11 protein-coding genes are annotated in these 13,052 nt (G+C 65.4%); 5 read left to right on the forward strand and 6 right to left on the reverse strand.

What is annotated here, in order from left to right:
* Nucleotides 1–95 precede the first annotated feature (95 nt).
* The gene (locus DWB23_RS02325) at nt 96–1,169 is read right to left on the reverse strand and encodes a zinc-dependent alcohol dehydrogenase family protein (protein WP_121741194.1); all 1,074 of its coding nucleotides are present in this window, start codon (nt 1,167–1,169) and stop codon (nt 96–98) included.
* Nucleotides 1,170–1,284: 115 nt separating this feature from the next.
* On the opposite strand from DWB23_RS02325, the gene DWB23_RS02330 reads away from it, so the two are divergent.
* From DWB23_RS02330 to DWB23_RS02340, 3 genes are all read left to right on the forward strand, one after another.
* A complete protein-coding gene (locus DWB23_RS02330; RefSeq protein ID WP_121741195.1) occupies nt 1,285–2,019 on the forward strand; it encodes an MBL fold metallo-hydrolase in 735 nt (244 codons plus the stop codon).
* Between the two features lie 216 nt (nt 2,020–2,235).
* On the forward strand, nt 2,236–5,454 hold the full coding sequence (locus DWB23_RS02335; protein WP_121741196.1) for an MMPL family transporter: 3,219 nt from the start codon (nt 2,236–2,238) through the stop codon (nt 5,452–5,454).
* The gene (locus DWB23_RS02340) at nt 5,451–6,212 is read left to right on the forward strand and encodes a TrmB family transcriptional regulator (protein ID WP_121741197.1); all 762 of its coding nucleotides are present in this window, start codon (nt 5,451–5,453) and stop codon (nt 6,210–6,212) included. The genes DWB23_RS02335 and DWB23_RS02340 overlap by 4 nt, the downstream gene beginning before the upstream one ends.
* 26 nt (nt 6,213–6,238) lie before the next feature.
* Here DWB23_RS02340 and DWB23_RS02345 read toward each other — a convergent pair whose 3' ends face one another.
* Nucleotides 6,239–7,306, reverse strand: a complete 1,068-nt coding sequence (locus DWB23_RS02345) for an mRNA surveillance protein pelota (RefSeq protein WP_121741198.1) — start codon at nt 7,304–7,306, stop codon at nt 6,239–6,241.
* Between the two features lie 55 nt (nt 7,307–7,361).
* Nucleotides 7,362–8,324, reverse strand: coding sequence for an N-acetylmuramoyl-L-alanine amidase (locus DWB23_RS02350; RefSeq protein WP_121741199.1), 963 nt, complete (start codon nt 8,322–8,324; stop codon nt 7,362–7,364).
* 180 nt (nt 8,325–8,504) lie between these two features.
* On the opposite strand from DWB23_RS02350, the gene DWB23_RS02355 reads away from it, so the two are divergent.
* Complete coding sequence (locus tag DWB23_RS02355) at nt 8,505–9,041, forward strand: hypothetical protein (protein WP_121741200.1); 537 nt, start codon at nt 8,505–8,507, stop codon at nt 9,039–9,041.
* Between the two features lie 30 nt (nt 9,042–9,071).
* Here the strand turns inward: DWB23_RS02355 and DWB23_RS02360 are convergent, their stop codons facing one another.
* Nucleotides 9,072–9,521 (reverse strand): luciferase domain-containing protein, encoded by a 450-nt coding sequence (locus DWB23_RS02360; RefSeq protein ID WP_121741201.1) that lies wholly within the window; start codon nt 9,519–9,521, stop codon nt 9,072–9,074.
* A 112-nt stretch (nt 9,522–9,633) separates the two neighbouring features.
* Nucleotides 9,634–9,927, reverse strand: a complete 294-nt coding sequence (locus DWB23_RS02365; RefSeq protein ID WP_121741202.1) for a hypothetical protein — start codon at nt 9,925–9,927, stop codon at nt 9,634–9,636.
* Nucleotides 9,928–10,057: 130 nt separating this feature from the next.
* Here DWB23_RS02365 and DWB23_RS02370 point away from each other — a divergent pair, with 130 nt between their 5' ends.
* Nucleotides 10,058–10,678 (forward strand): SAM-dependent methyltransferase, encoded by a 621-nt coding sequence (locus tag DWB23_RS02370; RefSeq protein ID WP_121741203.1) that lies wholly within the window; start codon nt 10,058–10,060, stop codon nt 10,676–10,678.
* A gap of 24 nt (nt 10,679–10,702) precedes the next feature.
* On the opposite strand, the gene rqcH is transcribed toward DWB23_RS02370, so the two are convergent.
* Nucleotides 10,703–12,868: a ribosome rescue protein RqcH gene (gene rqcH, locus DWB23_RS02375; RefSeq protein WP_121741204.1), complete on the reverse strand. Its 2,166-nt coding sequence runs from the start codon at nt 12,866–12,868 to the stop codon at nt 10,703–10,705.
* Nucleotides 12,869–13,052 lie beyond the last annotated feature (184 nt).

Raw genomic sequence — 13,052 nt, forward strand, 5'->3', positions numbered from 1 at the left:
CGTGTGAGGCACCGACGGCGATCAGTTCGCAGCCGTCCGTGACGGGCTGCCTCTCCGACGCCGTCGCTCCGGGTATCGATCCCTCGAACGGCGAATCAGAGCTCCGTCACCACTTCGACTCCCCGCGTCTCGTACTCGGTCATCGCGGCGAGGCGGTCGGAGACGTCCTCGAGTCCGACGCGCCGCGTGACGAGTTTTGCGGGCTCGAGCGCACCCGAATCGATCATCCGCAGGAGTTCGTCGTAGCGCGACGGCGGCATGCCGCGGGAGCCGACGAGGGTAACGTCCCAGCGCGTCATCTCGTCGATCGGGAGCGATACCTCGCCGCGTTCGGCGGCGGTCGTCAGCCCGATCTGGACGTGGGTGCCGCGGATCCGCAGACACTCGAGGCTGTTGCGACACGTTTCGGCGCGTCCGAGCGCGTCGACGGAGACGTGCGCGCCGCCGTCGGTGATCGTCCGAATCATCCCCGGAACGTCCGTACGCTCGTCCTCGAGTTCGGACGCGTCGATCGTCTCTTCGGCACCGAGATCGGTCGCCAACTCGAGCGGGTCGTCGCGAACGTCGATTGCGATCACGCGCGCCCCCAGCGCGGTGGCGATCTGGACGGCCGCCAGTCCGAGTCCGCCACAGCCGTGGACGGCTACCCAGTCGCCGGCGTCGATATCGGCGCGGTGAGCCAGCGCGTGAAACGCCGTGACGTACCGACAGCCCAGCGCGGCCACGGCTTCCGCTGAGACGCCCTCCGGCAGCGCCACGGCGTTGAACTCCGCGTGCGGAACGTGGGTCCGTTCGGCGAACGCGCCGGGGACGCTCGGCTCGAACCCCAGCGCGTAGCCGTCCTCGCAGACGTTTCCGTGGCCGTTTCGACACTGGTAGCACGATCCGTCACCGAGGTTAAACGGGATCGCCACGCGGTCGCCGACCGCGAGCGTTTCGACGCGGTCGCCGACCCGAGCGACGCGTCCGGCGGGTTCGTGACCGAGGATCTGTCCGAGCGGCACCCGATCGTCGGCCCACTCTCCATGGCCCTTCCAGGCGTGCCAGTCGCTCCGACAGATCCCGCAGGCCTCGACGTCGACGACCACGCCGTGGGGAGCAAGCGCCGGAGCGTCAACCGACTCGATCGACAGCGGTTCGCCGTAGGCTTCGAGTACTGCAGCGCGCATACCGTCGGTCTCGAGCGCCGTGGAGTTAACCGGTCCGCCCGGGAGGCGGCCGCGTCGCCCCGTCCGGCGCTCCGAAGCAGTTAGTCTTATCGGCCAGGCCGTTCGAGAGTTCAGTATGCGTGTCACCTTTCTCGGAAGCGGCAGCGCGATGCCGACCGGCGAGCGGTTCCAGACGGGGATTCTCGTCCAGAACGACGGCCGGACCCTGCTCGTCGACTGCGGATCGGGCGTCCTTCACCGACTCCAGCAGTCAGGGGTCGGCTACGAGGGCGTCTCGACGGTCCTGTTGACCCACCACCACCTGGATCACGTCGCCGATCTACTGCCGCTGATGAAAGCCCGCTGGCTCGCCGGCGAGGAACACCTCGAGATCGTCGGTCCGCAGGGGACGAAGGCCCTGCTCGACGACCTGCTCGAGGTTCACGAGTACATGCAGAATAAGCTCGAACTGCAGGTTCGAGAGGTCGTCCCCGGTGAGTTTTCCGTCGCAGGCTTCGACGTCTCGGCCTACGAGACCCGCCACTCGCTGCCGTGTCTGGCCTACCGCTTCGGCGATCTGTTTACGTTCAGCGGCGACAGCGAGGCCTTTGCCGGGCTCGCGAACTTCGCCAAGGGCTCCGCGATCCTCGCTCACGACTGTTCGTTTCCCGACGACGTCGACGTCTCGAACCACCCGACGCCGGAAACCCTCGGGCGGGAACTGGCCGGCCGGGAAATCGGACGCGTGTACTTGACGCACCTCTACCCCCACACCGAGGGTCGCCACGACGAGATGCTCGAGTCCATCGGCGCTCACTACGACGGTGACGTTCGGTTCGCCGAGGATCTCAAAACGATCTCCATCGAGTAACCGGATCCGCATTTTCGAGACGAAGACGTCGATCCGAGTTCGGTTCGCGGAACTCGGTCCGAATCAGTTCCGAATAACGGGCCGTAGGCGTTCCGTTATGCGAATACTACGCACGCTGACGCCCGTACCCGAACAGGTATATACACCAAGTTTGTAGGATCGTAACAACAGAATGTCCCCCAGCAGTCGCACGGTTGATTTCGGAGGGGTGAGCGGATGAACATCCCAGATCGTATCGCAGACACGGTGACGTCACACTCTCGAGTCGTCATCGTCGCCCTCCTGTTGCTGACGGCGCTCGTCGGCGCGGGGATGCCGGTCGACGACGACTCGTCGCTCGATCAGTTCGAGAGCGAGTCCGAGGAAGCGAAAGCCCTCGAGCGAATCCAGGGTACCGACGAAGAGGATGGCTACTTCGCGACCGATAGCGACGAAAACACCACCAGCATACAGCTGATCGCACGCGGCGACAACGTGCTCAGCCAGGAGTCGGTGATCGCCTCGCTCGAGTTCCAACAGCAGATTCGCGACGACGAGTCGATCAACGAGACGCTGGCCGAAAACGACTCGATCAGCGGCGTCGAGAACATCCTCGCCATTACCGCGATTACCAACGAGCAGGTCGCGGAACTCGAAGAACGAGGTGGCGAACTCGAGCAGCGAGGCGCCGAACTCGAACAGCGACAGGCCGCCCTCGAGAACAGAACGGGCGCGCTCGAGGCGGGGCTCAATGAGTCGCTGGCCCTCCAGCGGGAGTACGCGGCCCAGACGGCCGCCGGCGAGGACGAAGCCGCCGCGGAGACGGAAGCCGAGATCGAAGGCGTCGTCGAGGAGGCGATCGCCGCCGCCGATCTGGACGACGAACAGGCCGCCGAGTACGAGGAACGGATCGGCCAGGCCCGCGAGATCGAATCCCAGCGCTGGGAGATCGAACAGGGGACCGACGATCCCGAGGAGAGCGAGGAGTATCAGGAACTGACCGAGAATCTCGAGCAGGTCTCGGAGGGTGCGACGGCCGGCATTTTCGCGGACGAGTACGAGCAACTGGAGGAGGACTCCGCGCAGCTGGAGGAGGACCAGCAGGCGCTCGAGGAAGACTCCGCACAGCTCGAGGAGGATCAGCGGGCCCTGCAGGAGGGCGACGAGCAGCCGTCGCTCGACGAGCAGATCGAGGCGATCGAGGACCTCGACGACGAGGAGTACGAACAGCTCGTGGCGGAGACCCTCTCGTCGGACAGCGAAGATAACTTCGCGCTCGCGCTGATGTCCTCTTCGTACGAGCCGGGCAGCACCGAAGCCGAGGCGCGGATGACCTCGATCACCCAGTCGACGACGACCGGCGACGGGATGGAGGAGATGGGCGGACTCGACGACCGAATCGTCGAAAGCCAACTCGAGATTCGCGAACTCGCCAACCAACAAGATCAGGACTACGTCGTCTTCGGCGGCGGGATCATCACCGACGAGATCGAGCGATCGATGGGCGACAGTCTCGCCATCGTCGGGCCGCTCGCCCTGCTGTTCGTCGTCGTGGCCCTGGTGGTCGCCTACCGCGACCTGCTGGACATCGTGCTGGGCGTCGTCGGAATCGTCGCCGTTCTCGTCTGGACGTTCGGCTTCATGGGCTGGGCCGACATCGCGTTCAACCAGATGTTCGTCGCGGTGCCCGTCCTGTTGATCGGGCTCTCGATCGACTACGCGATACACGTCTTCATGCGCCACCGCGAGCAACGCGAGACGCGAAGCGTCTCGGATAGCGAGCGGGGAGGGACGACCGGCGAGCAACGCGAAGCGGACGACGAGGCAAGTACCGTCCGCGGCTCGATGCGGATCGCGCTGGCCGGCGTCGGCGCCGCGCTCGTCTGGGTGACGGCGACGACCGTCATCGGGTTCCTCTCGAACCTCGTCAGTCCGATCGGCCCCATCCGGGAGTTCGGGGTCGTCAGCTCGGTCGGGATCGTCGCCGCGTTGATCGTCTTCGGCGCGCTGATCCCGGCGCTCAAGGTCGAGATCGACGAGTTCCTCGAGGGGCGCGGCCTCGACCGGCGCAAGCGCGCGTTCGGAACCGGCGGCGGCCGTTTCAGCAAGATCCTGACGGTCGGCTCGGTGGCCGCCCGAAAGGCGCCGTTAGTCGTGCTCGTGCTCGTGCTCGTGCTCTCCGCCGGCGGCGTCTACGGCGCGACCCAAATCGATACCAGTTTCCAGGAGGAGGACTTCCTCGCGGAGAGTCCGCCGGCCTGGACCGACCACCTACCGGACTCGATGAGCCCCGGCGAGTACCACGCGAAGGCCGATCTGGACTTCGTCAACCAGCACTTCCAGCGCGAGGACACCCAGGCGCAGATCCTCGTCGAGAGCGACGGTGGCGGCGTCGACGACCCCGATCTACTCGAGCGAATGAACGAGACGCGCGACGACGCCGCGGAGAGCGACGTCGTCTACACGAGGGCGGACGGCAAGGCGGACGTACAGGATCCGCTGTCGACGATGGAGCGCGTCGCCGCACAGAACGACTCGTTCAACGAGTCGTTCACCGCGGCCGACACCGACGATGACGGGGTTCCCGACGAGAACGTCACGGCGCTGTACGACCAGCTGTACGAGGCCGACGAGGAAGCCGCGAGTCAGGTGCTCCACCGGACCGACGACGGGGACTACGACGCGACGCGGATGATCGTCGGCGTTCAGGGCGGCGCCGCCGCCGGCGACACGACCGACGAGGTGCGCACGTTCGCCGATACCGTCGAGGACGGCAGCGACGGCCGCTGGATCGCCATCGCGACCGGCGACCCGATCGTCAGTCACATCGTCGAACAGGACCTGCTCAATACGGTCCTCGAGAGCCTGCTGATCACGCTCGTGGCCGTGTTCGTCTTCCTGTCGGTCGCCTACTGGCTGACCGGCGATAGCGCGGCGCTGGGTGCCGTCACGCTCCTCCCGGTCGCGTTAACCGTCAGCTGGATCCTCGGAACGATGTACCTGATCGGAATGCCCTTCAACGTGCTCACGGGGATGATCACGAGCCTCACCATCGGGCTCGGCGTCGCCTACAGCATCCACGTCAGCGACCGGTACACGCTCGAACTCGAGCGCCAGGGCAACGTCTGGTCGGCGCTGCAAACGACGGTCACCGGCACCGGCGGTGCCCTGCTCGGCAGTGCTGCGACGACCGTCGGCGGGTTCGGGACGCTCGCCTTCGCGATCCTCCCCGCACTCCGCCAGTTCGGGATTATCACCGGGCTGACGATTACGTACGCGTTCCTCGCGAGCGTCGTCGTCCTGCCGACGCTGCTGGTGCTCTGGACGCGGTACTTCGGTCCGGACGTCTCCTTCGACGCGCCGGGAGCGGCCAACCCCGCGGCGGCGAGCGACGGCGGCACGCCCGCCGAACGCGGCGCGGACTCGACGACCGACACCCGAGGGGACGACGAATGACGAACGACGAGAACGAGGCCGTCGACGCGTTCGAACGACTCGGACTCACCAGCTACGAGGCCAAGGTCTTCATCGCCTTACATCGGCTGGGGTCCGGCACAGCGCGGGACGTCGCGAGCGTTACCGACGTGCCCCGCTCGCAGGTCTACAGCGTCGCCGAGAGCCTCGAGGATCGCGGCCTGCTCGAGGTCCAGCAAGCGAGTCCGATTCGGTACCGGCCGGTGAGTCTCGAGGAGGCCGAGGAGACGCTCCGAAACCGGTTCGAGCGCGAGCGAGAACGGGCCTTCGAGTACGTCGACGCGGTCAAACAGGAGCCGACGACGGAGGAAACCCAGGAGGACATCTGGACCGTGCGGAGTCGTGACCGGGTCGACGACCGCATCGTCGACCTGCTCTCGAACGCCGAGGAGCGGATCATCTTCGGAACGCGGCTGCCGGAACTCATCACGAGGTCGATCGAGGAGGCTCTCGAGGAACGAGCCGCGGCCGGCGTGTCGACGCTCGTGGTCAGTCGGACCGACGAGGTCCGAGAGCAACTCGACGCGATCGCGGGCGTCGAGACCGAACCGCCGCCCGTGCACCGTGAGGGGGATCAGCGGTCGGGGCGAATCGTTATCGTCGACGACGACAGCATCCTGCTCAGCGTACTCGACGACGATGGCAGCGAGACGGCGATCTGGAGCTCGGGATCGCTGTTTGCGTCCGTGTTGATCCAGTTGATCGAAGCGAACGACGAAGTGCGAGAAGAGACCCACTGAGCCAGCAGTCGCTGGCTGTTCTCAGCTCATTCGAGTCGGTACCGCAACAGCGCCGCAATCCCGCCGAGATTCGAGAGCTGTTGGCCCGGCGGAAACTCGCTCGAGAAGACCGTCACGTCGCCGCCTTTCTGTTCCGTCGTGCGGACGATCTCGTCGACGTCGAGCGCCCAGTCACCGTCGGGGCCGCGCTCCTTTCGGAGCCGGTCGTCGAGCACGAGCAGCCGTTCGATCGCGCCGAACTCGGCGGCCTGTTTGACCTGTTCGGGGCCGTAGGCGGCCTTCGCTCCCTCGGCCATCCGCCGGGTGAGTTCGTCGATGTACTCGGCCTCGCTCTCGATCCGCGTCTCCTGCTGGACGTCCGCGACGGCCCCGCGTTTGAGCACCTCGTGGACCCCACGGTCGCCGACGGCCGCGGTATCGACCATCGTGATCTTCTCGGTGAGTTCGGGCTCGTTCTTCTCGAGGTACTTGTAGGCGTCCTGTTTCGTAAACCCCGGTCCGGCGAGAATAATCGCATCGACGTCTTGGCGTTTGAGGACCTTCGAGAGCTCTGCGAACAGCTCCGAGCGCCCGCGGGCGTATTCGCCTTTACCGGTCGTGCCGGTGATCGTCGCCCGCTCTTCGGTGCCGTACTGGGCGACCGTGTGGACGTGGGCCTGTCCCTCCTCGACGGTCGCGATGGCGACGTCCGGGTTCTCGGTGGCTTCCTCGGCTTCCTCGAGGCGAGCCGTTTGATCGGGCTTGAACCGTTTCTCGATCGACAGCTCCTCGCGTTCCTCGACGTTCAGCGTGTGGTGAAATCCCAGCTGGTCTTCGCGCGAGCAGGCGACGATTTCGCCGCCGACCCGCAGGCGATTGGCGAACTTGTGGAACTCGATGTCGTCGACGGCGATGGCGACCCACATGGGTTCGCGCTCGCCGCCCGTATCCCGCATCTGGTCGTCGTTGCGCTGGATCCGTCGGGTCGTATCGCCCGCGACGCGGTCGCCGGGCTCGAGGACGTACTGCAAGTGCCAGAGGTCGTCGACGCTCTCGGGGACGACAGTCACCCGCTCGCGTCCGCCCTCGATCCGCTCCCGGTCTTTGATCTGCATACCCGGCCCTTCTCGAGGGGTCGGTAAGTGCGTGACGGATCCGACGGTTTCCCCGTCAGGCGTGCGCGAGGTAGTTCTCCGAACACCAGACCCACTCGTTGTACGCCGGCACGTGTAGCCCCCACCAGGTGATGCCGTCGCACTCTTCGGGGCCGTTCATGACTTCCCCCTGCGTTCCCTCCGGGAGGGTCAACACGACATCGTCGTTGAGACAGGGCTGTTCGCGGCCGTTGAGCGCGGTCGTCGTGACGACGGTGTCGTCCATCTCGAACTTGTCGCCGCCGCCGCCGCCCCCGCCGTTCCTGACGAGGTTTGCAAAGTGGCCCATATCCCAGTCGGGGTAGGGGCAGGTTCGCCCGCCGTGGGAGAAACTGCTGCAGTCACCGTCCGGCACGTGCGTGTGGCCGATGATCCCGCCGGGTTCGTTCTGAATGCAGGTGTTGCTCGTGTAGAACTCGAGGGGGATGTCGTGCATGTCGGCGATGCAGCGGACGAGATCCGCCGACGCCTCGTAGCACGCGTCGCTGATGCCGTTGTTGTCGAACCATTCGTGTTCGATGCCGATCGACCGGTGGTTGGCGATGTACCGGGCGTGCCAGGCCGCGCGGTCGTGGTGGACGAGTTGATCGACGTGTCCCGGACTCGGCCCGTCGGTCCAGTCGTAGTTTTTCACGAGGTAGTGAGAGCTCACGCCCGAACTCGAACTGGTCAGCGTGCTCAGCGCGCCCTGATAGGCCCCCGCGGTCACGTGGATGACGATCCAGTCGATGCCGTAGTCCCGCGAACTGTGATTCGCCGCCTCGACCCATCGGTCCGCGGCGGCACACTCGGTGTGCGACGCTGCTACCCGACCGGTCTGGGTTCCGAGAATCGTTCCGGTCCCCGCGGCGGCACCGGTCGCTTGGAGGAACTTTCGCCGTTTCCACTGTCCGCTACCGTCCGCCCGTGTTGTTTCGGACCCGTCGTCCGATTTCGAACCCGACTCCGTCGTGTCACGCCCAATGCAATCAAGACACATGATGTGACATACCACAATACCTGTAATAATAGTACGGAACTGTAGCGTAAATATCATATATTCGTCGATCTATTTACTGCCCGGAACCTAAGAATAACGCCGAACGAAGTCCGATTCTGGAGTGGCGGAGTTGGCACAGTAAGGGGTCAGGTGTATCCTCACTGCGAGCTAAACGGTAGCATGAAACTCGCACACGTTCAGCTCTTCGAAGACTTCGGCACGCGCTCGCTTGCGGTACATGCGGTTATGGTGCTCGTGTTTGCGAATGCGGTACTCGCGGGGCTGTTCATCGGGGGAGAACTGGGCTTGCTCTCGTTCATCGCGCTGCTCAACTTCACCGCCGGACTCTGGGTCGCCCACTCGATTCACTCGCTCGGCAACGTCGCAACCGACGACGAGTACAACGGCGTCCTCAACGAGTTGCTGGATATCGGCACCGACGAGTCCACGGAGGGGCTCGATACCGGTCGATTCGGTCGGCTGCTCGCGCTCATCGCGGCCGTGACGGCGGTGTCCCTGTTGACCTCCGCACAGATCCTGCCGGGAACGGTGTTTCCGCTCGCCGTCGTCGCCGTCGGCGCTATCGCCGTCGTGACGGCGATCATCGGGTTCCTGATCGCCCTCGGCGCGTCCTACGACGACTCGGAACGGTACTGGACCGGCGAAGTCGATCAACACCAGCGCGCGGATGCCGACAACCAGCCAGACCAGCGGTAAGCCGACACCGTTCGGCCGGAACCGATGTGCTTACGGCCGCATCCGGGCGATAATCGATTCGATCTCGTCGTCCACGTCGAGCGCCTCGAGTTCGGTCTCGAGATCCAGGTCGGCGAGAACCGCCCGTCCGGCGGGTTTTCGGCGGAGCGTGAGCGCGGTGTGGAGATAGGAGAGTCGGAGCAGCCGGATCGCGCGGTCGACGTCGTCGCTCGAGTCGATCGTGAAACTCGTCCAGCCGCCGCCGGCGAAGCGGTGCCTGTTCGTTTCGCCGGTGGCGACGAGACGATCCGCGACTCGCTTGGGGAAGTTGACGTCGACGACGCGGTCGCCGTGAGTGTGCCCGATCTCCCGGCCGTCGAGCGTGAACTCGTTCGTCCCGAGCCGGTGCGGGCCGACGGCGACGCCGGGCCACGCCGAGACGGTTTCGAGGATCCGGTCGTCGGCGCTCGCGTCACTCGAAGGGGTGGGCGAGGGTGACATAGTCATGCTAGGCGCTGTGACGAGATAACGCTTTCACAGGTCCGGAGAGCCCACAATGAAGGTGCCATCGCGTACCGGAGACGACTCGATACCGCCGGAAAGGGCCTCGAACTCAGTTCATCAGATCCTCGAGCGTGTTCTTCGTTTTATCGACGGCCGTCTCGAACGTCTCCTCGATCTCCTCGACGGAGCGCTCCACGTGGCGGACGCGCTCCCTCGGAACGCGGCGAACGACGTCGTTGCCGTCCTCGTCGGTCCCGTACGCGAACAGCCAGTGGTCCTGAAAGTAGGCGATGTGATCGTTGTCGACGGTGGCTCGCTCGAGGTCGCCGGTCGCCGTCTCGTAAACGATCGTGGCCTTCCCTAACTCGAGATCCGACTCGGTGTCGGTATCGATTTCGACCATACCGGTGAGTGCGCAGTCAGCGGTGTAGGCCTGAGCCCGGCAGGTGCAACCCGACGCAGTCGAGGGGGTCTCGTCACGAGCACGTCCGGAAACCAGTTCACGTATCTCCGTCCGAAACGTGTCGCCGAGTATGAGAGCCGACGAACGAGAGCGGGTGTACGGACGGGACGCGTACTACTGGGGGACGGAACCGAACGAACTGGCGACGGAGACGGTCGAAGTCGTCGCTGCAGATCGAGATTCGCCGGCCGTCGTCGATATCGGGGCCGGCGAGGGCCGTGACGCGGTGTTTTTCGCCGAACGGGGCTGGACGGTCTACGCGATGGACGTCTCCGCCAACGGACTGGCGAAAGCCCGCCGCCTCGCCGACGAGCGGAACGTCTCGATACGGACGCTCGAGGCCGACGCGAACAGCGTCGATCTTCCCGAACCGGTCGATATCGTCTACTCGATCGGAACGATTCAGTACATCCGGCCGGAGAGCCGGAACGGACAGTTCGAGCACTTCAAGGGGCAAACGACGCCCGGCGGCGTCCACGCGCTGTTCGCGTTCGTCAACCACCCCGAGATTCCGACGCCGCCGGACTGGACGGACAACGAGCACTTTTACGTGCCGGGCGAGTTGGCGGCGTACTACGACGACTGGGACATCGAAACGACCGAAGAGATCGTTTTCGAGGACGATTCGAGCGGCGAACCCCACGAGCACGCGGCGGAAACCGTGATCGCGCGCAAACCGAACGACCCGTAATCGGACGCCGTTCGCGGCCCGTCCTCACTCCTCTGCGATCCGACTGCCGCCCGGCGGCATGAAGTGTTGGATCCGATCCGGGCTGGCGATCTTGCGGACGAACGACTCGTCCTCGAACCGCTCCCGGAAGCGCCGGTAGAGCCGTTTCGCCGCGTCAGCCTGGGCGTAACGCCCCGGCTCGAGTTCGATCGTCGTCTCCGCCTGCCCGTCGATCGCCGACGGCGGGCCGCCGATCACCCGCGTGTAGGGTTCACACTGGATGCCGACCGCGACTCCCACCGGCGTATCGCGGTAGTAGGTTCGGTCGCCGCGGACCGCGAACCCGCCTTTCTCCAGGTACTCGCCGCTCTCGGGCGTCTTGGTGACCTGATCCGAATCGACGGCGTAGACGTCGCCCGCGTAGCGCCCGTCCTTCCAGACCGACGCGTAGGAGACGGCGAACTGGGCGGCCTCCTCGACGCTCGACTCCGGAAGCTCGATATCGGACGAGGACGCTTCGCTGGGATCGGTCGCCTTCAGGACGGTGACGGGGCCGCCGTGAGCCTGCGTGTGGAGGACCGTATCGCCTGGCTCCAGGTACTTCTTGACGAGTTCCTCGTTCTGGTCGGCGTTGCGGCCGCCGATGACGAGGTAGCCGTCGCTGGTGTGGAACCAGCGGAAGCGATCGTACCACGGTTCGTTATCGCGGATCGGAACGGAGGACTCCGACAGCCAGTCCCGCTCGTAGCCGTCGTCAGCCTCGTCGTCTTCCTCGTCCGTCTGGTCCGCCGCCTCCCACTCGTCGCGTCGGCGTTTGGCGTCCTCTAAGTCCGCTCGAGTGTTCTCGATGGCCGCCAGCGCGCCCTCTTTTTTCTCTCCGACGCGCTTCGCCTCGGTGTAGAGGCGGTCGGCGTTCTGTTCGACGCCCTGGTGGGCCGCGAGATCGATCCGTTCGCCGTCGATATCGATCGTCACCATCGCCTCGCTGCTGTCGATGTCGACGACCGCCTCGGCGGCTTCGATGCCTCGTTCGGCACCCTCCTCGAAGCGCTCCTCGATCTCGTCCCACGAGCGCTCTTGCTCGCGGGCGTCCTGAATCGTCGAGAGGATATCGTCGACCAGCCCGTACTCGGCGTACAGCAACTCGGCTTGCTCGCGGAGTTCGTCGGCCTGCTGTTCGAAGCCCTGGATCGCTCCCCGCTGTTGCTCGATGATCCGCTCGTGTTTGGCGATCTCCTCCCCGAAATCGGGTCGTTGATCGGTCGGATCCGGCTCCGCCTCGTCCTCGAGTTCGAGCCGGAAGAAGTAGTCGTCGAGCGCGGCCAGGAAGGAGTCGTAGGGCTCCGCGGCGAGTTCGACGTGCTCCTCGAGCGGGAACGGCGTGGCGTCGACGACGCTGGCGCGGTCGGTGCCGGTATCGTCGCCGTCGTCGCTTCCACCGTCATCGCCGCCCTCGGCAGGATCTTCGAGGTAGAGCCGGGGATCGAAGTTTCCGTTCCGCAGGTCGAGCGCGAGGCGCTCGATGGCTTCGTAGATCCGATCGTACACGGTCTCGTCGGCGTCGGAGATATCCATTCCCTTCTCGACGCCGGCGCGGGTACAGACCTCCTCGGCGTAGAGCCCGCCGAAGTTGAGCTGCGTCGCGAGGGTCCTGACGACGTCGGTGTCCGAATCCTCCATCTCGCGGTCGAAGGCCTCCCGAGAGACCGTCAACGGGTTGATTCGACTGTCGGGGAACTCGTATCGCGAGCCCGGGACGACGGTCCGGGACTTCAGGCGAACGGTCTCGAGGCAGTCGATCACCTCGTACTCGCCGTCGGTGACGGCGACGTTGCCCTGACCGAACAGTTCGACGATAATCCGCGTGGTACCGTCCTCCCGCTCGAAGACGAACTCGAGGATGCGGTCGAACTCGTACTGCTCGACGCCGGCGAAGTCGGCACCCGAGAGTCGGTTCCGGAGCATCATCGCGAACTGCGGCGGTCGGCCGGGGGCGTCGGGAACCCGTTCGGGGGCGACCGTGTGGGCGCGCTTGATCTCGCCGACCTCGAGGAAGAGTTCGACGCGGCCGCGATCGAAGTCCCGCATCTTGAGTCGGACGAGGTCGTCGCCGTAGAGGTAGGCCTTATCGACCTTTGCCCCCTCGTAGGCCCCGAGCTCCCCGACGAGGGCGGCAAGGTCGACGCTCGTAAGCTCCCGCTTTGGATCCATACTCCTACTGCCCGACGCTGTCAAAAAGACGTGTCGCTCCGTCGTGGCGACGGAGCGGACGCGACCGCGGTCGGAAAGGCTAATCTGGACAGGTCACCTTCTCGTTCGTATGAGCGACACTGTCGACGCCGGTGAAACGCGTGGAGGAACGATCCGTCCACGTCAACAGACGAGCGGAGGCCGT

It is taken from the genome of Natronorubrum halophilum, assembly GCF_003670115.1.
GTDB lineage: Archaea > Halobacteriota > Halobacteria > Halobacteriales > Natrialbaceae > Natronorubrum > Natronorubrum halophilum.